The organism is Erwinia psidii (assembly GCF_003846135.1).
GTDB classification, from domain to species: Bacteria; Pseudomonadota; Gammaproteobacteria; order Enterobacterales; family Enterobacteriaceae; genus Erwinia; species Erwinia psidii.
The window spans coordinates 19,027-37,865 of sequence record NZ_RHHM01000011.1; the positions used below are offsets into that span (position 1 = coordinate 19,027).

The 18,839-nt window shown below is 52.8% G+C and carries 17 protein-coding genes and 3 tRNA genes; 1 reads left to right on the forward strand and 19 read right to left on the reverse strand.

Features of this window, described 5'->3' with window-relative positions:
• Positions 1 to 13: 13 nt before the first annotated feature.
• Positions 14 to 532 carry a methylated-DNA--[protein]-cysteine S-methyltransferase gene (locus EB241_RS14055; protein ID WP_124233764.1) on the reverse strand — a complete coding sequence of 173 codons (519 nt, stop codon included), beginning with the start codon at positions 530 to 532 and terminating at the stop codon, positions 14 to 16.
• 173 nt (positions 533 to 705) lie between these two features.
• Here EB241_RS14055 and alkA point away from each other — a divergent pair, with 173 nt between their 5' ends.
• On the forward strand, positions 706 to 2,166 hold the full coding sequence (gene alkA / locus EB241_RS14060; protein WP_124233765.1) for a DNA-3-methyladenine glycosylase 2: 1,461 nt from the start codon (positions 706 to 708) through the stop codon (positions 2,164 to 2,166).
• A 208-nt stretch (positions 2,167 to 2,374) separates the two neighbouring features.
• Here alkA and EB241_RS14065 read toward each other — a convergent pair.
• The 18 genes from EB241_RS14065 to sucA all read right to left on the reverse strand — a co-directional run bounded on the left by EB241_RS14065 (position 2,375) and on the right by sucA (position 18,836).
• A tRNA-Lys gene (locus tag EB241_RS14065) sits at positions 2,375 to 2,450 on the reverse strand.
• Positions 2,451 to 2,657: 207 nt separating this feature from the next.
• Positions 2,658 to 2,733, reverse strand: a tRNA-Lys gene (locus EB241_RS14070).
• Positions 2,734 to 2,906: 173 nt separating this feature from the next.
• Positions 2,907 to 2,982: transfer RNA gene (locus tag EB241_RS14075), tRNA-Lys, on the reverse strand.
• 164 nt (positions 2,983 to 3,146) lie between these two features.
• A complete protein-coding gene (cpoB, locus tag EB241_RS14080) occupies positions 3,147 to 3,953 on the reverse strand; it encodes a cell division protein CpoB (RefSeq protein ID WP_124233766.1) in 807 nt (268 codons plus the stop codon).
• Positions 3,954 to 3,962: 9 nt separating this feature from the next.
• On the reverse strand, positions 3,963 to 4,478 hold the full coding sequence (gene pal, locus EB241_RS14085) for a peptidoglycan-associated lipoprotein Pal (protein WP_124233767.1): 516 nt from the start codon (positions 4,476 to 4,478) through the stop codon (positions 3,963 to 3,965).
• Positions 4,479 to 4,522: 44 nt separating this feature from the next.
• Positions 4,523 to 5,815 carry a Tol-Pal system beta propeller repeat protein TolB gene (gene tolB, locus EB241_RS14090; protein WP_124233768.1) on the reverse strand — a complete coding sequence of 431 codons (1,293 nt, stop codon included), beginning with the start codon at positions 5,813 to 5,815 and terminating at the stop codon, positions 4,523 to 4,525.
• Between the two features lie 118 nt (positions 5,816 to 5,933).
• On the reverse strand, positions 5,934 to 7,166 hold the full coding sequence (tolA, locus tag EB241_RS14095) for a cell envelope integrity protein TolA (RefSeq protein ID WP_124233769.1): 1,233 nt from the start codon (positions 7,164 to 7,166) through the stop codon (positions 5,934 to 5,936).
• Between the two features lie 29 nt (positions 7,167 to 7,195).
• On the reverse strand, positions 7,196 to 7,624 hold the full coding sequence (tolR, locus tag EB241_RS14100; RefSeq protein WP_034941597.1) for a colicin uptake protein TolR: 429 nt from the start codon (positions 7,622 to 7,624) through the stop codon (positions 7,196 to 7,198).
• A gap of 8 nt (positions 7,625 to 7,632) precedes the next feature.
• The gene (gene tolQ / locus EB241_RS14105; RefSeq protein ID WP_124233770.1) at positions 7,633 to 8,316 is read right to left on the reverse strand and encodes a Tol-Pal system protein TolQ; all 684 of its coding nucleotides are present in this window, start codon (positions 8,314 to 8,316) and stop codon (positions 7,633 to 7,635) included.
• On the reverse strand, positions 8,313 to 8,717 hold the full coding sequence (gene ybgC, locus EB241_RS14110; RefSeq protein ID WP_124233771.1) for a tol-pal system-associated acyl-CoA thioesterase: 405 nt from the start codon (positions 8,715 to 8,717) through the stop codon (positions 8,313 to 8,315). Before ybgC ends, tolQ begins: the two co-directional genes overlap by 4 nt.
• 128 nt (positions 8,718 to 8,845) lie before the next feature.
• Complete coding sequence (locus EB241_RS14115; protein ID WP_124233772.1) at positions 8,846 to 9,175, reverse strand: cyd operon YbgE family protein; 330 nt, start codon at positions 9,173 to 9,175, stop codon at positions 8,846 to 8,848.
• A 28-nt stretch (positions 9,176 to 9,203) separates the two neighbouring features.
• Positions 9,204 to 9,314 carry a cytochrome bd-I oxidase subunit CydX gene (gene cydX / locus EB241_RS14120; RefSeq protein ID WP_124233773.1) on the reverse strand — a complete coding sequence of 37 codons (111 nt, stop codon included), beginning with the start codon at positions 9,312 to 9,314 and terminating at the stop codon, positions 9,204 to 9,206.
• 14 nt (positions 9,315 to 9,328) lie between these two features.
• Positions 9,329 to 10,468, reverse strand: a complete 1,140-nt coding sequence (gene cydB / locus EB241_RS14125; protein WP_124233774.1) for a cytochrome d ubiquinol oxidase subunit II — start codon at positions 10,466 to 10,468, stop codon at positions 9,329 to 9,331.
• Between the two features lie 15 nt (positions 10,469 to 10,483).
• Positions 10,484 to 12,052, reverse strand: a complete 1,569-nt coding sequence (gene cydA / locus EB241_RS14130) for a cytochrome ubiquinol oxidase subunit I (protein ID WP_124233775.1) — start codon at positions 12,050 to 12,052, stop codon at positions 10,484 to 10,486.
• 601 nt (positions 12,053 to 12,653) lie between these two features.
• Positions 12,654 to 13,529 (reverse strand): succinate--CoA ligase subunit alpha, encoded by an 876-nt coding sequence (sucD, locus tag EB241_RS14135; RefSeq protein ID WP_124233776.1) that lies wholly within the window; start codon positions 13,527 to 13,529, stop codon positions 12,654 to 12,656.
• Positions 13,529 to 14,695 carry an ADP-forming succinate--CoA ligase subunit beta gene (gene sucC, locus EB241_RS14140; RefSeq protein ID WP_124233777.1) on the reverse strand — a complete coding sequence of 389 codons (1,167 nt, stop codon included), beginning with the start codon at positions 14,693 to 14,695 and terminating at the stop codon, positions 13,529 to 13,531. Before sucC ends, sucD begins: the two co-directional genes overlap by 1 nt.
• 104 nt (positions 14,696 to 14,799) lie before the next feature.
• A complete protein-coding gene (odhB, locus tag EB241_RS14145; protein ID WP_124233778.1) occupies positions 14,800 to 16,014 on the reverse strand; it encodes a 2-oxoglutarate dehydrogenase complex dihydrolipoyllysine-residue succinyltransferase in 1,215 nt (404 codons plus the stop codon).
• Positions 16,015 to 16,028: 14 nt separating this feature from the next.
• Positions 16,029 to 18,836 (reverse strand): 2-oxoglutarate dehydrogenase E1 component, encoded by a 2,808-nt coding sequence (gene sucA / locus EB241_RS14150; RefSeq protein ID WP_124233779.1) that lies wholly within the window; start codon positions 18,834 to 18,836, stop codon positions 16,029 to 16,031.
• Between the last annotated feature and the right edge of the window lie 3 nt (positions 18,837 to 18,839).

Sequence of the window (18,839 nt, forward strand, 5' to 3'; positions counted from 1 at the left end):
TTTCCTGTGTCGCTTACTTTTCACCATGCACAGACTTTATACCATCCATCTTTGGGGTGGCTTCCAGCTCCAGCAAAAAAGCTTTTACTGCCAGTCCTCCGGCGAACCCCGTCAGTTTTCCGTTCGCACCAATCACCCGGTGACAGGGAGCAATAATCGAAACCGGGTTTCTGCCATTAGCCGCGCCAACGGCTCTGACGGCACTGGGATGACCGATCTCCCGCGCTATTTCGCCATAACTTCTTGTTTCACCGAAGGGGATCTCCAGTAAAGCATGCCAGACTTTTTTCTGAAACGCTGTACCACTGAAGTCCAGGCACAGCGTAAAACGCTGGCGTTCACCGGCAAAATATTCCCGCAGCTGCCTTTCTGTTTCCAGCAGCAATGGGTGCTGGCTATCCTCCTGCGGATTAAGCAACCGGACACGCCCGGGATGATCATTTTCCCACAGTACCGCCGCAAGTCCGTTGTCACTGGCTATCAGTTTCAGTTCACCGACCGGTGAACGCATCATTTTAAAAAAATAACTCATCTGTCTTCTCCCGGCGCCACGCTGTTGCGCCAATAGCGTTTATTATCAGTGAATCAGTGACTGACGCCAGCCATTTTCGGACAAAGATATAAAAGTAATTTGCTGTCCGAAAACGGCTGGCACAACGACTGAAATGCTCTTAATCTGCCATAAAAAGTAGCCAGGAACTGAGTATGATCGATGGTAAAATCGCCTACCGGGCCTTAACATCCCGCGACAGCCGCTTCGACGGCGTTTTTTATGTTGGCGTAACCTCAACCGGGATTTACTGTCGTCCGGTTTGTCCGGCCAGGTCCCCCCGCGAGGAGAATTGCCAGTTTTTTGCCAGCGCTGAAGCCGCAGAAAAAGCGGCCTTCCGCCCCTGCCTGCGCTGTCGCCCGGAACTGGCTCCGGGTAATGCACCAGTGGATCGCAGCCAGCGGATAGCCAGTTTGTTGCTGCAAAAAATTGAGCAGGGTCTGACGGAAGATAGTGCCACGCTGGAGGAAATCGCCGGACAATTCTCGTTGAGCGCACGCCAGTTACGGCGGATCGTGCAGAAGGAACTGGGCGTATCGCCGCTGGAACTGCGACAGACGCGCCGTCTGCTGTTGGCAAAGCAATTGCTGACTGAAACGTCGTTATCCATTACCGACGTCGCTTATGCCAGCGGTTTTGGCAGCCTGCGACGCTTCAATGATGAGTTCAGCACGCGCTACCGCCTCACCCCCAGTCGACTGCGAAAAGACGCAGGTAACCTCACTGCTGACGCCAGTCAAAGTTCTGCTTTGCTGCTCAGCTATCGCCCACCTTATGACTGGGCTGAGATGCTCGATTTTCTGCGTCGGCGCGCGCTTAACGGTGTCGAAGCAGTGGATGACAGCCGCTATTCACGCACGGTTTGCCTGGGGACGCACAGAGGGTGGGTCAGGGTGGTACAGGCAGATAAACAACATGCACTGAAAGTGGAGTTCAGCCACTCCCTGACCCCGGTGTTGCCTTTGTTATTACGCCGGTTAAGAAACCTGTTCGATCTTGATGCGCATCCTCAGCTGATTTCCAGCCAGCTGCAACAGGATCCGCTGTTACAGCAGAGTCTGATCGCTCATCCCGGACTGCGGGTTCCCGGCGCATTTGATGGCTTTGAAATGGTGGTCCGGGCAGTACTTGGTCAACAAATAACGGTAAAAGCCGCCACCACCGTTGGCGGGCGCTTTGTCGCTGCTTTTGGCGAACCATTCAGCACACCTTTTCCTGAACTGACTTATCTTTCCCCGCAGGCGTACCATGTGGCCACAGCAACGATCGATGATATCGCCAGCCTTGGTATTATCAGCGCCCGGGCCAGAGCCCTTCTGGGTCTGGCACAAACCTGTATCCGGGGTACTTTACCTCTGGAGCCAGTACTGGATCCCGAAAACGCCATCACACAGCTGACGGCCCAGCCGGGTATTGGTGAATGGACAGCACATTATATCGCCATGCGCGCCCTTCGCTGGCCCGACGCCTTCCCAAAAGCAGATGTAGTGATAAGAAAAAATCTGGGGGGAGTGAGCGCCCTTCAGGCTGAAGAGATATCGCAATCGTGGCGGCCCTGGCGTAGCTATGCGGTGATGCATATCTGGAAAAATCTGACACCTGAAAAAGGCGAATAGCGGCGGCCATATCGGCCTCTGGTCAAAGCCACAAAAGTAAAAAGGCACCTTCAGGGTGCCTTTCTGTTCTGGTGGCTGGTGCAGGATTATCACGGCGTTGTATCCGTCTTCGGCCGTTGGCGCTGCCAGGGTTGTTTCGCTTTGTCCAACCCGAACCTGCTCCAGGTTCAAATCCTTCACGCTTTTCTATCTGTGTTTGTTTTTGCAGTGGTGGGTCGTGCAGGATTCGAACCTGCGACCAATTGATTAAAAGTCAACTGCTCTACCAACTGAGCTAACGACCCGCAATATGGTGGATTATCGGTCTTGCTGTCTTAAGCACGCTGCCTGTTATTGTGCCGTCGAGCTGATTATGGTGGGGGGTGCAGGATTATCACGGCGTTGTATCCGTCTTCGGCCGTTGGCGCTGCCAGGGTTGTTTCGCTTTGTCCAACCCGAACCTGCTCCAGGTTCAAATCCTTCACGCTTTGTATCTGTATCCACTTCTGAAGTGGTGGGTCGTGCAGGATTCGAACCTGCGACCAATTGATTAAAAGTCAACTGCTCTACCAACTGAGCTAACGACCCATAGTACGGTAAACTCTCTTGCTTGCACTGCTATGCCAGTTCGCACCTAATGAGGTGAGTCGGCAGGATAATATGGCTTTACGGCTCGTTACTGTTGGTAACGTTGTTCGCTCCGCCAACCTGAAGATACTACAGGTTGATATCCTTCACGGTTTCTGTATACGCTTCTGAAGTGGTGGGTCGTGCAGGATTCGAACCTGCGACCAATTGATTAAAAGTCAACTGCTCTACCAACTGAGCTAACGACCCACTGTTACGCTATCAGAACGTTTTTACATATATCCCGGCAACGGCGGCATATATTACTGATTTGACGTCTCAGCGCAACCACTATTTTCACATAAGCCGTTCAACTGACTGACTTTCATCCGCACAGAGCACAAAACAACCAATTATAACACCTGCGTCAGTCACTAAAGCGCAGCGGCACGCTTTTGCGCCTGTTTCGCCACATCGCTGTTCGGATACTGTTTCATTACCTGCTGGAAAACGGCTTTCGCCTTTGCACCGTCGCCTTTCTCCTGCATGATCACCCCTACCTTGTATAATGCATCGGCGCTTTTAGGTGACTTCGGATAATTTTTTACTACCGTTGCAAAATAATAGGCTGCGTCGTCTTTTTTGCCTTTGTTGTAATTCAACTGTCCCAGCCAGTAATTGGCATTGGGCTGATAGGTCGAATCAGGGTACTTCTTCACAAAAGCCTGAAAAGCAGTGATAGCCTGATCGTTTTGCTTTTTCTCCAGCACCAGCGCCACTGCGGCATTGTAATCGGTGTTGGCATCACCACTCTGTACCGGTGCCGCTGAGCTGCTGCCGGTCGGAGAAGCGCTGTTGCCAGCGTCCGCTGTCGCCCCTGCGGCAGCGTCACCACCGGCAGCTGGCTGGGATTGAGCACTAGCATTACTGCCGCTGCTAAGGGTATCAAGCTGCTGATAGATATTTTTCTGACGTTCGGTGACCTGATTCAGTTGATACTGATTTTCCTGAATCTGCCCACGAAGAGAGTCAATATCGCGCTGTGTATCGGAGAGCTGTTGCTGGAGTTGCTGAATAAGTTGTCCCTGAGCGTTAGAAATGCGCTCAAGTGTGGTGACACGGTCTTCAACCGAGCCAGATCCAACGTTACTGATTGACGCCTGGGCATTAGCGGCCCAGGGGGCCGCTACGCCAACCAGTAACGACAGACTCAACAAGTGAAGTCTGAAGTTACTCATCATATGATTCTCTTAGTATACCAGTACGGCACGACGGTTCTTGGCGTAAGCCGCTTCGTCATGGCCCAGTACGGCTGGTTTCTCTTTACCGTAAGATACGATAGAGATCTGGTCAGCAGAAACGCCTTTACCCTGCAGGTACATTTTAACTGCGGTAGCACGGCGTTCGCCCAGGGAGATGTTGTACTCTGGCGTACCACGCTCATCTGCGTGACCTTCAACCGTTACTTTGTAAGACGGGTTGTTACGCAGGAAAGTCGCGTGAGCGTCCAGCATCTGAGCAAATTCGGACTGGATGTCGAACTTATCCAGACCAAAGTAAACGATGTTGTTTTTCTGCAGTTCCTGCATTTGCAAGCGCGCCTGCTCATCAGAAGACATATTACCGCTGTTCATGCCGCTGTTTGCAGAGCCATCGCCCATACCGTTGGTCTGGTCGTTGTTGTTATTTTTGTGTGAGCTACATGCAGCCACTGCGATTACTGGCAGTGCCAGCATTAAGCCTTTCAGCACTTTATTCAGTTGCATTTCTACAATCCTATTATTGTTTGCCATACATATTTACACATGCATCACAGATACGGCGACCAGGCAGGTGATTTTACCTGTCCATCGGTTGCCGGAAGACGCGCTTTGAAACGCCCATCCGTCGATACCAACTGCAACACGGAACCCATACCCTGAGTCGCGCTGTAGATTACCATCGTGCCATTTGGCGAAAGGCTTGGCGTTTCATCCAGGAACGTGTCCGTTAATTGTTGAACGGCTCCCGTTTCCAGATCCTGTCTGGCGATATGTTGCGCACCACCATTGGTGCTGACCATCACCAGGGATTTTCCATCAGCGCTGACATCGGCATTTTGATTCTGGGCACCTTCCCAGGTCAGACGCTGCGCCGCGCCACCGTTAACGCTGATTTTGTAGATTTGCGGACGTCCCGCCTGATCGGAGGTATAAGCCAGGGTCTGGCTGTCCGGGAACCATGTCGGCTCAGTATTGTTATAACGCCCGTCGGTTATCTGACTGGTCTGCCCGGAAGCCACATCCATTACGTACAGATTCATGCTGCCGCTTTTCGACAGGACGAAAGCCAGCTTGCTACCGTCTGGTGAGAATGAAGGCGCACCGTTATGACGAGGGAAAGAAGCCACCTGCTTAATGGCACCGTTCGCCAGCGTCTGAATTACCAGCGCGGATTTACCGCTCTCAAAGGTGACATAAGCCAGTTTGCTGCCATCTTTTGACCACGCCGGAGACATTAATGGCTGCGGTGAACGATGAACGACGAACTGATTGTAACCGTCGTAGTCGGACACGCGGAGTTCATACGGGAACTGACCGCCGTTAGTCTGCACAACATAGGCAATGCGGGTGCGGAAAGCGCCTTTAATACCGGTCAGTTTTTCGAATGATTCGTCACTGGCGGTATGTGCAGCATAACGCAACCACTGTTTGGTCACTTTGTACTGGTTTTGCGCCAGAATGGCCCCCGGATTACCTGAAGTATCCACCAGCTGGTAAGAGACCAGATAACTGCCATCTGCGCCAGGCTGCACCTGACCTACCACGACGGCATCAATGCCCAGTGCGGTCCACGCAGCGGGCTGCACCTCAGCGGCCGAGGTTGGCTGCTGCGGCAGACGCGCCGTGTCCAGCGGATTAAATTTCCCGCTGTTACGCAGGTCAGCGGCAACGATACCGCCAATATCCTCAGGTGCTGCACCAGGCCCATTCCATTTGAATGGCACCACGCCAATTGGGCGTGCGGTGTTAACCCCCTGGGTAATTTGAATACGAACTTCTGCATGCGCCACGGCGACAAACAGCAGTAGGAAACTCAGTGCTACACGAAATGCCTGCTTCATCTTTTCTCCCTTATCCGAACGCAACGTCCACGATAATTAGCAGTGTTTCAACGAACCAATAATGCATCTATAGAGTACGGGATGTTGACCTTAGTTCAACATCCCGGATATTGCCGTATTATTGCGGTTTAAATTCCAACTTTGCATCTTTTACTGCCTGATAAACCTCAGCACTCGGCGGCTTGGGAATTTTTGCCATGCGAGCCGCATTAATTGCTGCCTGACATAACGCGGCGTCCCCACCCGCTGACGTAGCTGAAATCAATAATCCATCCGGTGCCAGTTTAATGTGAACTTCACATGTGCGGCCTTTGAAGGTATCCGCATCATAAAATTTGCTCTGGATCGCACCCTGCACCTGCCCCAGATAGCTGTCAACCGCTTCACCGGACGCACCCGCTTTCTTTTTATTTCCCTGCCCTGCCGCACCACCACCTGCTTTGCCTTCTTTTGGCGCATTTTTGCCTGAAGAAAGGCCACCCAGCAGATCGTCAACGTCATTGCTCTCTTTAGCGGCCTCGGCTGCGGCTTTCGCTTTGGCGGCGGCTGCCGCTTTGGCTTTGGCGGCAGCATCGGCTTTCGCCTTCGCGGCAGCTTCCGCTTTTTCCTTCGCCTCGGCGGCGGCCTGCTCCTTCGCTTCTTTGGCCTCCTGTGCCGCTTTTACTTTAGCGGCTTCGGCGGCAGCCTGTTTCGCTTCGGCTTCCGCCTGCTTTTTGGCTTCGGCAGCCGCTTTTTTGGCTTCGGCTTCCGCCTGCTTTTTCGCATCGGCGGCGGCTTTTTTGGCCTCAGCTTCCGCCTGTTTTTTCGCATCGGCGGCGGCTTTTTTGGCCTCAGCTTCCGCCTGTTTTTTGGCATCGGCGGCGGCTTTTGCCTGTGCATCTGCTTGTGCTTTTGCATCAGCTCTGGCTTTTGCCGCAGCCTCTTCCGCCTGCTTCTGCTGTTCACGCGCCTGTTGTGCGGCTTCCTGAGCCTGCTTCTGCGCCTGTTGCGCCGCCTGCTCTTTTGCTTCCTGCTGCGCCTGCAAACGCTCTTTTTCCAGCGCTTTTAACTGCTGTTGCTCAGCCGCCTGTTTCTGTTGCAGTTCTTCTGCCTGCTGCTGCGCCTGCTTCTGGCGCTGTTGTTCAGCACGCTTGCTGTCATTCTGCTGATTTTGCTGTCGGTTGTACTGTTCAACAATCGCGCCCGGATCGACCATTACGGCGTCAATATCGCCACCGCCACCGCCGCCGCTGGCGTCGATGTGTTCGTCAAACGAGCTCCAAATCAACAAGGCAATCAGCAGGATATGCAGGATCACTGAAATGATGATGGCACGCTTTAACTTATCGTTTTGCTCGGCTACCTTCGACACTCTCGATTCCCAAAAACGGTTCGAATAATTTAAATCGGCTGCGTCATTAAGCCGACAGACTTCACACCTGCCTGGTGCAACAGGTTCAGCGCCTTAATGATTTCATCGTAAGGCACATCTTTCGCGCCACCGATCAGGAATACCGTCTTGGGATTAGCCTCAATGCGGCGCTGCGCCTCGGCAACGACCTGTTCAGGCGGCAATTGCGACATCCGATCGTGATCAACCACCAGGCTGTATTGTCCGACCCCTGCCACTTCCACAATTACTGGCGGATTATCATCGCTGGAGACGGTTTTTGAATCCGTTGCATCCGGCAAATCAACTTCCACGCTTTGGGTGATAATGGGTGCTGTTGCCATGAAAATCAGTAGCAGTACCAGCAGCACATCCAGTAAGGGAACAATATTAATTTCGGACTTCAGTTCGCGGCGACCGCGACCACGTTTTCTGGCCATGCAACCCCCTACCTTGATTCGCTGGAGAAGGCCTGACGATGGAGAATAGCCGTAAACTCTTCCATAAAGTTATCGTAATTCTGCTCAAGCTTGTTTACGCGCTGATTCAGACGGTTATAGGCCATCACTGCAGGAATGGCGGCAAACAGCCCGATCGCGGTAGCGATAAGTGCCTCGGCGATACCCGGCGCCACCATCTGCAACGTCGCCTGTTTTACCGCACCCAGTGCAATAAAGGCATGCATAATCCCCCACACCGTACCGAACAGGCCAATATACGGACTGATAGAGCCAACGGTTCCCAGGAAAGGAATATGCATTTCAAGCGTTTCCAGCTCCCGGTTGAATGAGATCCGCATGGCGCGTGTTGCACCTTCCACCACGGCTTCCGGCGTATGACTGTTAGCACGATGCAACCGGGCGAACTCTTTAAAGCCCGCGTAGAAAATTTGTTCAGAACCCGCAAGCTCATCGCGACGGGCCTGGCTCTCCTGATACAGACGTGAGAGTTCAATCCCCGACCAGAACTTGTCTTCAAACGCGTCGGCCTCACGGCCTGCCGCATTAAGAATGCGAGTACGCTGGATAATTACAGCCCATGAGGCGATTGAAAAACCAATCAAAATTAACATGATAAGTTTAACCAGAAGGCTGGCCTTCAGAAACAAATCAAGAACGTTCATGTCAGTCACTGCTTGAACTCCGCGACAATAGACTTGGGAAGCGCAATTGGCTTCATCAGATGTGGATTGATGCAGGCAATAAGGACTTCTGCTTCGTTCAGCGTCCGGCCTTCTGCATTAATAATACGTTGTGCGAAAACCATGGTCGCTCTGGTCATTTTAGTTACCTCACACTGCACCTCAAGAAGATCGTCAAGGCGGGCAGCCGCAAGATAGTCAACCGTGATCCGACGCACGACAAACGCAACCTGCTGTTCCAGAAGCGCCTGTTGATTGAAATGGTGCTGGCGCAGCATCTCAGTACGTGCCCGTTCATAAAAAGCAACATAGCTGGCATGGTAAACCACACCACCGGCATCCGTGTCTTCATAATAGACACGTACCGGCCATCGAAACAGCGTTGTACTCACTCTACATCCCGGCAATGCTTTTAAACGTTGCTACTATACGCAAGTGAATACGCCTTTGGAATGGATTGCCAGACGCTGAAGTAAATAATTATCTTTTGGTAACAACGTAACGAACACCAGGATAATTCTTAAACAAAAAATGACAAAAACAGCAGCAAAAAAGGATGCTGTGGTATTGAACAGCCGGAAAGTCTGCCCGGCGGGGATGGAAAGAAGTAATAAAAGAGTCCGTAGGGCAGCACGCAGCTGGCAGGAAAGGGGGAGAATAATGCCTGCCAACGCATCCGGCGAAGACGAAACCTTACGCCATGAACCATACCTGCAGAGACTGCCCGCAACATAAGCAGCATCTGCCAGATTGCCAACGAGCTGGTGTTGGCAGCAAAATGCGCCGGCTGCCAGCATATGCATACGGCCACGATCAGAGAAAGAGCCCTGAGCGGGCTCTTGTCCCTCATCTGATAACGGCGGGAATAACCTGCCCCATCACGATTTTTCTTTTACTTCGCTGTCTTCGATATGCTCAAGTGCCAGCGCGGTAATGATGCCAAAAGCACAGGCCAGTAACGTGCCAAGGATCCAGGCGAAATACCACATGGTTCAGCTCCTAATCAGTAGAGAGAATGGGTGTTGGCTTCAATCTGTTCTTTCGTCAGACGACCAAACATTTTGTAGTAACACCAGCTTGTGTAGGCCAGGATAATTGGCACGAAGATAATCGCCGCCACGGTCATTATTTTCAGCGTCAGGAAACTGGAGGTGGCATCCCACATGGTGAGGCTGATATCCGGTACGGTGCTGGATGGCATGACAAACGGGAACATCGCCACGCCAGCCGTTATAATCACACAGGCCAGGGTTAAAGAAGAAAAGAGGAATGCCCAGGCACCTTGCTCCAGGCGTGAACAGAGGACGGTCAACAGCGGCAGTACCACGCCCAGCGCCGGGACAGTCCACAGTAAAGGAGCCTGATGGAAGTTGTTAAGCCAGGCGCCGGCCTGGCGTGTGACATGCTTGGTCAACGGATTGGACGCCGCGTTGTGATCCAGCACGGAGGCCAGCACATAACCATCAATGCCATACATCACCCAGATACCTGCCAGCACAAAGCACACCATCATTATCAACGCGGAGATCTGTGCGGCCAGACGGGAACGCAGATGTAGCTCACCGACAGTACGCATCTGTAAATAGGTGGCTCCCTGAGTGAGGATCATCGTCAGGCTGACAATACCGGCCAGCAGCGCAAAGGGATTCAGTAACTGAAAGAAATTACCGGTATAAAACAGTCGCAAATACTGGTCTGCATGAAAAGGCACGCCCTGTAGCAGGTTACCAAAGGCCACACCAATCACCAGCGGCGGTACAAAGCTGCCGATGAAAATGCCCCAGTCCCACATCCCACGCCAGCGCATATCGGCAATTTTTGAGCGATAGTCAAAACCGACCGGGCGAAAGAACAGCGAGGCCAGCACGAGGATCATCGCTACATAAAAGCCAGAGAATGCCGCCGCATAGACCATTGGCCAGGCGGCAAACAGCGCCCCCCCTGCGGTGATCAGCCAGACCTGATTGCCGTCCCAATGTGGCGCGATGCTGTTTATCATCACGCGGCGTTCGCTGTCGGTACGGCCAAGAATACGGCTCAACATACCCACGCCCATATCGAATCCGTCGGCCACGGCAAAGCCAATCAGTAACACGCCAACCAGTATCCACCAGATGAAGCGCAGCAGTTCATAAGTAATCATTTCAGAGCTCCTTTCTCAGCTCACTGGCTGACTGGCGATATCAGATTGTTCAAAGTGGTAACGGCCCGTTTTCAGGCTGCTCGGACCCAGTCGGGCAAATTTGAACATCAGATACATTTCCGCTATCAGAAACAGTGTGTACAGCCCACAAATCAGTCCCATCGAGAACAGCACATCACCAACGGTCAGCGAGGAATTCGCTACCGCCGTAGGCAGCACCTCACCAATTGCCCAGGGCTGGCGACCATATTCAGCCACAAACCATCCTGCCTCGACAGCGATCCAGGGAAGCGGAATACCATACAGGGCGCATTTCAACAGAAAACGATTTTTACCAATACGGTTACGTAGCACCGTCCAGAAAGAACAACCGATAATCAGCAACATTAATACGCCCGCGGCAACCATAATACGGAAGGAGAAATAGAGCGGAGCGACACGCGGAACAGAATCCTTCGTCGCCTGGCGGATCTGCTCTTCGCTGGCATCCGTCACATTCGGGGTGTAGCGTTTCAGCAGCAGGCCATAACCCAAATCATGCTTCACCTCATTGAAAGCGGCGCGCAGGTCAGGTCGGTCGCTGCCAGAACGCAAGGCGTCCAGTAGTTGATAGGCTTTCATCCCGTTGCGTATCCGCACTTCGTGCTGCACCATCAGCTCTTTCAGCCCGGTAACCGGTTTATCCACTGAACGGGTGGCGATGAGTCCCAACAGCCAGGGGATCTGCACCGCGTAATGGTTTTGCTGACTGTTCTGATCGGGAATGCCAAACAGGGTGAACGCTGCCGGGGCTGGCTGCGTTTCCCATTCAGCCTCAATCGCCGCCAATTTGGTTTTCTGCACATCGCCCATTTCGTAACCGGATTCATCGCCCAGCACGATAACCGACAGCACCGCCGCCATGCCGAAGCTGGCGGCAATAGCAAAAGAGCGTTTGGCGAACGCCATATCGCGCCCGCGCAGCAAATAGTAAGCGCTGATCCCCAAAATAAACATGGCGCCGGTGGTATAACCCGCCGCCACGGTATGCACAAATTTAACCTGAGCAACCGGGTTAAAGATTAACTCTGAGAAGCTGACCATTTCCATGCGCATGGTTTCAAAGTTAAATTCCGACGCCAGCGGATTTTGCATCCAGCCATTCGCCACCAGGATCCACAGCGCAGAAAGATTGGAACCCAGCGCAACCAGCCAGGTGACGGCCAGGTGTTGCACTTTACTCAGGCGATCCCAGCCAAAAAAGAACAGCCCGACAAAAGTCGATTCAAGGAAAAAAGCCATCAGCCCTTCAATCGCCAGCGGTGCTCCGAAAATATCACCTACGTAGTGTGAATAATAAGACCAGTTGGTACCAAACTGAAATTCCATAGTCAGCCCGGTCGCCACACCCAGGGCAAAGTTAATACCAAACAATTTTCCCCAGAATTTGGTCATATCTTTATAAATTTGTTTACCAGACAGTACATACACCGTTTCCATAATGGCCAGTAGAAACGCCATACCCAGCGTTAACGGGACAAACAGGAAATGGTACATCGCCGTCAGAGCAAACTGTAAGCGCGACAGCTCGACAATATCAAACATTTTGACTCCTTGCTCCTCGCATGAGGGGGATGACGCAGTGCCGTTGCCCACAGGCGGCATACTGGTCAGTGCCCATAATTTTTAAAAAGGGGATCCCGCTATGGTGTTAATGAAATAAAGTCAAACATCATTATATTTAACAAAAAAATAATAATATTAAACAGTAAAAAATAACAACCACAACAATTTAACAAAACAATGTTAACGGAGGATTAGCTTTTTTTTTAAAAAATGATAAATTTATTATAAAAACACCAAGTATACTCTTGATGCAGGACAATTTAATCGAAAAGTGGTTTTTTAATCCAGCAATAACAATTGATTTGGATCTTTTTTTGATACGAAGGGGGTGATTACGGCGTGAGATGTTTTTTTGTTAAAAAATTGTATTTAATAAAAAGCAATATATCTTTATTTTATAAAATAAACCTGATTATTTTAACAATTCGGCGCCATTAAAATCTGACGCATCGGTCAATCGGCAGCCGAAAAATGCTTTACCGATCTGGCCGTTTTTCTGCCAGGTGATGCTGGCAGGCCCGTTATGCCAGACGCTTAAAAAAAAGGCCACCCGGAGGTGGCCAACAGACTCACTGAGATGTCATTTTGGTGGCAGAACGGCTTTCACCGCATCACCGATGTCCGCCAGGCTGCGCACGGTTTTCACCCCGGCCGCTTCCAGCGCGGCAAATTTTTCATCTGCCGTACCTTTACCACCCGCGATGATCGCCCCGGCGTGCCCCATACGTTTACCTTTCGGTGCGGTAACGCCCGCAATGTAACCCACGACCGGCTTAGTGACGTGCTCTTTGATAAAGGCAGCCGCTTCTTCTTCTGCGCTGCCACCAATTTCGCCGATCATCACAATCGCTTCGGTCTGCGGATCTTGCTGGAACAGTTTCAGGATATCGATAAAGTTTGAGCCTGGGATCGGATCACCGCCGATGCCGACACAGGTAGACTGGCCGTAGCCGATGTCCGTGGTCTGCTTAACCGCTTCATACGTCAGGGTACCGGAACGGGAAACGATACCGATGCGACCGGGTTGGTGAATATGGCCCGGCATGATACCGATTTTGCACTCGCCTGGGGTAATCACACCAGGACAGTTCGGGCCAATCATGCGTACGCCCGCTTCATCCAGCTTCACTTTTACGGTCAGCATATCCAGCGTCGGGATACCTTCGGTAATGGTGATAATCAGTTTAATGCCTGCGTCGATCGCTTCCAGAATACCGTCTTTGCAGAATGGCGCCGGAACATAGATAACTGATGCCGTGGCACCGGTTGCTTCTACCGCTTCACGCACAGTGTTGAATACCGGCAGGCCCAGATGCTCAGTACCGCCTTTACCCGGTGTTACACCGCCTACCAACTGCGTGCCGTACGCCAGCGCCTGTTCTGAGTGGAATGTTCCCTGGCCACCGGTGAAGCCCTGGCAGATTACCTTGGTGTTTTTATTAATCAAAATGGACATTATTTCCCCTCCGCAGCGGCAACAACGCGCTGCGCCGCGTCGCTCAGGCTGGTTGCTGCAATAATATTCAGACCGCTGTCAGCCAGTTTTTTGGCTCCCAGTTCGGCATTGTTCCCTTCCAGGCGTACCACCACCGGTACACTGACACCCACTTCCGCTACCGCGCCGATGATGCCATCCGCAATCAGGTCGCAACGCACGATGCCGCCGAAAATGTTTACAAATACCGCTTTAACCGCGTCATCCGACAGAATGATTTTAAAGGCTTCGGTAACGCGCTCTTTGGTGGCGCCGCCGCCAACGTCCAGGAAGTTAGCGGGCTGACCACCGCTCAGCTTAACGATGTCCATGGTGCCCATCGCCAGTCCGGCACCGTTGACCATACAGCCGATGTTACCTTCCAGCGCAACATAGTTAAGCTCCCAGTGCGCAGCATGCGCTTCACGGGAGTCTTCCTGGCTTGGATCGCGCATTTCACGCAGTTCAGGCTGACGGAACAGGGCATTGCCGTCGGCACCGAGTTTGCCATCCAGGCAGATCAAATCACCCTGTTTGGTGATAACCAGCGGGTTAATTTCCACCAGCGCCAGGTCACGCTCCAGGAACATGGTTGCCAGGCCCATAAAGATTTTGGTGAACTGCCCCACCTGCTTACCGCTCAGGCCAAGTTTAAACGCCAGCTCACGGCCCTGATAAGGCTGAGGACCCGCTAATGGATCCAGCGCCATCTTGTGGATCAGGTGCGGCGTTTCTTCCGCGACTTTTTCGATTTCCACACCGCCTTCGGTCGATGCCATAAACACCACCCGACGGGTACTACGGTCAACAACCGCGCCAAGGTACAGCTCAGTTTCAATATCGGTAGCCGCTTCCACCAGGATCTGGTTAACTGGCTGGCCGTTGGCATCAGTCTGATACGTGGTCAGACGTTTGCCCAGCCAGTCCTCTGCGAAAGCACGGATCTCTTCTTTGCTTTTCACCACTTTCACGCCGCCCGCTTTGCCGCGGCCTCCGGCATGAACCTGACATTTCACTACCCACGGACCGGCACCAATCTTGGAGGCGGCTTCTTCTGCTTCTCGTGGCGTGGTGCAGGCATAACCGGTTGGTGCCGGCAGGCCATACCGTGCAAACAACTGTTTTGCCTGATATTCGTGTAAGTTCATGATGTTCTGTCCATTCAGGTCGGAAAAACGTGGCCGACGGCACCGAATTGCCATTGTCGGCCATACACAGGATCGGAGGCGACATCCGCCGCATCCGACAGGGATTAAACATCCAGTAGCAGACGGGACGGATCTTCCAGCAGTTCTTTAATCGTCACCAGATAGCTGACTGACTCTTTGCCGTCGATCAGTCGGTGATCGTAGGAGAGCGCCAGATACATCATTGGCAGAATCTCCACCTTACCGTTGACCGCCATCGGACGATCCTTGATCGCATGCATACCCAGAATGGCGCTCTGCGGCGGGTTGATGATCGGGGTGGACATCAGAGAACCAAACACGCCACCGTTGGTGATGGTGAAGTTACCGCCAGTCAGCTCATCAACGGTCAGCTTGCCGTCACGGCCTTTGATAGCCAGCTCTTTGATTTTCTTCTCAATCTCAGCCATACCCAGCGAATCAACGTCTTTCAGTACCGGCGTCACCAGGCCACGTGGCGTGGAGACAGCAATGCTGACATCGAAGTAATTGTGGTAAACCACATCATCGCCATCGATGGAAGCATTCACTTCCGGGAAGCGTTTCAGGGCTTCGACCACCGCTTTCAGGTAGAAGGACATAAAGCCCAGACGCACGCCGTGGCGCTTCTCAAACGCTTCGCCATACTGCTTACGCAGGCTCATGATCGGCTGCATATTCACTTCATTGAAGGTAGTGAGCATGGCGGTGCTGTTTTTCGCTTCCAGCAGACGCTCGGCAACACGCTTACGCAGGCGGGTCATGGGCACACGTTTTTCACTGCGGCCAGCCAGAGAAGGGGCGGCGGCGGTCGGAGCAGCCTTATCGGCTATACCTTCCGGTTTTTTCGCCAGATGTTTTTCAACATCTTCACGCGTCAGACGACCACCAACACCCGTCCCTTTGATGGCTTCAGGGTCGAGGCTGTGCTCAGCAATCAGGCGGCGAATTGCCGGGCTGAGGGCATCGTTGTTTTCTTCGGACAGCGAAGCACTCTGACGTTGAGCAGGCGTGGACTCATTCTGATCGGATTTGGCCGAACTCTCTTTACCGCCGCTGTTACCCTCTTTCAGACGTCCCAGTTTCTGACGGGAAGTCACGGTAGCCCCTTCATCTTCAAGAATGGCTTCCAGCACGCCGTCAGCAGATGCCGGTACTTCCAGCACCACTTTATCGGTTTCAATCTCAACCAGCACTTCATCACGCTGGACGGTATCACCCGGTTTCTTATGCCAAGTTGCCACGGTGGCATCGGCAACGGATTCAGGCAGGTCGGGAACGAGGATATCTACGCTACTCATTATATTTCCTTTAATTAATTAACGTTCAGCGCGTCGTTGACCAGATCTTGCTGCTGCTGCTGGTGAACGGACATATAGCCAACTGCCGGGGAAGCGGAAGCAGGACGACCGGCGTAACGTAATGACGCGCCGAAAGGCACCACTTCACGGAAATGATGCTGACTACAGTACCAGGCTCCCTGATTGAGCGGTTCTTCCTGGCACCAGACAAAATCCTGTACGTGCGCGAACGACTGTAGCTTCTCCTGAACCGTTTTGTGTGGGAACGGATAAAGCTGTTCAATACGTACGATGGCAACGTCGGTTTGCTCGTTTTTACGGCGTTTCTCCAGCAGATCGTAATAAACCTTGCCGGAACAGAGCACCACTCGTTTAACACCTTTTGGATCAAGCTCGTCGATCTCGCCAATGGCTGGCTGGAAGTCGCCGGTTGCCAGCTCCTCAAGGGAAGAGACGGCAAGAGGATGACGCAGCAGCGATTTTGGTGACATCACCACCAGCGGGCGTCGCATACCGCGTAGCGCCTGGCGACGCAGCATGTGGTATACCTGTGCCGGCGTGGACGGCACACACACTTGCATATTCTGCTCGGCACAGAGTTGCAGATAGCGTTCAAGGCGTGCGGAAGAGTGTTCCGGCCCCTGGCCTTCATAACCGTGCGGCAACAGCATTACCAGACCACACAGGCGGCCCCACTTCTGCTCACCGGAGCTGATGAACTGATCGATCACCACCTGAGCACCGTTGGCAAAGTCGCCAAACTGCGCTTCCCAGATGGTCAGTGTCCGCGGCTCAGCCGTCGCGTAGCCGTATTCAAAGGCCAGTACCGCTTCTTCTGACAGCACGGAGTCCCAGACTTTAAATACGCCCTGACTATTGTGAACATGCTGTAACGGCGTCCAGGTGGAACCGTTTGACTGGTTATGGATCACCGCATGGCGATGGAAAAAGGTGCCGCGCCCCATATCTTCACCGGAAAGTCGGCAGGAAATCCCCTCATCCACCAGCGTGGCGTAAGCGAGGTTTTCGGCCGCGCCCCAGTCGAAAGGTTTGTTGCCTGTGGCCATTTCAGCGCGATCGTTATAGATCTTGGCGACCCGTGACTGCATCTCAATGGCTTCAGGCACCTGACTGATGCGCTTTGCCAGTTCCTGTAAACGTTTCGGATCGAGGGTGGAAGGATAGCTTTCATCCCATTCGTGGTTAAGAAACGGTGACCAGGTGGAGGAGTGCAGGTTTAATGGACGCCATTCCGTCACCACGCATTCACCCTGGTCTAATGCGTCACGATACAGGTTGACCATTTCCGTGGCATCTTCCAGGCTGGCGACCTTTTCCTGTTCCAGGCGGTCAGCATAGAGTTTGCGCGGCGTTGGGTGCTTTTTGATCTTCTGGTACATCACTGGCTGAGTCGCACTTGGCTCGTCAGCTTCGTTATGACCATGACGGCGATAACACACCAGGTCAATAAACACATCGCGTTTGAAAGTGTTACGGAAATCCAACGCCAGACGGGTTACAAAAGCGACCGCTTCAGGATCGTCAGCGTTAACGTGGAAAATGGGTGCCAGCACCATTTTGCCAATGTCGGTGCAGTACTGCGTCGAGCGGGCATCTTTCGGGTTTGAGGTGGTAAAACCGATCTGGTTGTTGATAACAATACGTACCGTACCGCCCACTTCATAACCGCGAGCCTGCGACATGTTCAGGGTTTCCTGTACCACCCCCTGACCGATCACCGCCGCATCACCATGGATGGTCACCGGTAAAACCTGATGACTGCCTGGTTTATCAAGGCGATCCTGACGGGCGCGTACCGATCCCATCACCACCGGGCTGACAATCTCAAGGTGGGACGGGTTAAATGCCAGCGCCAGGTGAACCATGCCACCTTCGGTTTCCACATCGGATGAAAAGCCCATATGGTACTTAACATCGCCAGTCCCGAGATGCTCTTTGTGCTTGCCGGAAAACTCGTCGAACAGATCCTGCGGCTTTTTGCCCAGCACGTTAATCAGCACGTTAAGACGACCACGGTGCGCCATGCCCAGCACCACTTCACGAATGCCATTATTGCCTGCGTGGCGGATCATCTCGTTAAGCATTGGTACCAGCGCATCACCACCTTCCAGTGAGAAACGCTTTGCGCCCGGGAATTTCGCCCCCAGGTAGCGCTCCAGGCCTTCTGCAGCGGTCAGCTGTTTCAGGAAGCCCTTTTTCTCCGCGTCAGAAAATGACGCCTGCCCGGCCATGGACTCGATACGCTGTTGGATCCAACGCTTCTCTTCCGTGTTGGTGATGTGCATGTACTCCGCACCGACAGAACCGCAGTAAGTCTGCTTCAGTAAGGCAAAGAGATCGGACAGCTTCATGGTGTCTCTGCCGAAGGCAAAGGAACCGACGTTGAAGGTTTCCTCAAAATCAGCCTGAGTCAGATCGTGAAATGCCGGGTCCAGATCGGGTACCGTTTCCTGTTTCCACAGCCCTAACGGGTCGAGGTTCGCCTGCTGATGGCCACGAAAGCGGAATGCGTTAATAAGCTGGAGAACTTTGACCTGCTTGGCATTGGTATCGGGATCGCTGACGGAGGTGGTGTAGCGAGTGGCATCTTTCGCCAGACGCCTGAAGTACTCGCGCGTGGTGGAGTGGAATTGTTCAGATTTGATCCCCTGCCCTGGAAGCTGCTGAAACAGCGATTTCCAGGCATCATCAACAGAGTCAGGATCGGTTAAATAGTCCTCATAGAGTTGCTCGATGTAGGTCTGATTCGCGCCAGCCAGCCAGGAGGAGTCCAGCCAGGGTTTCATCGCGCTGTTCTGCATTGT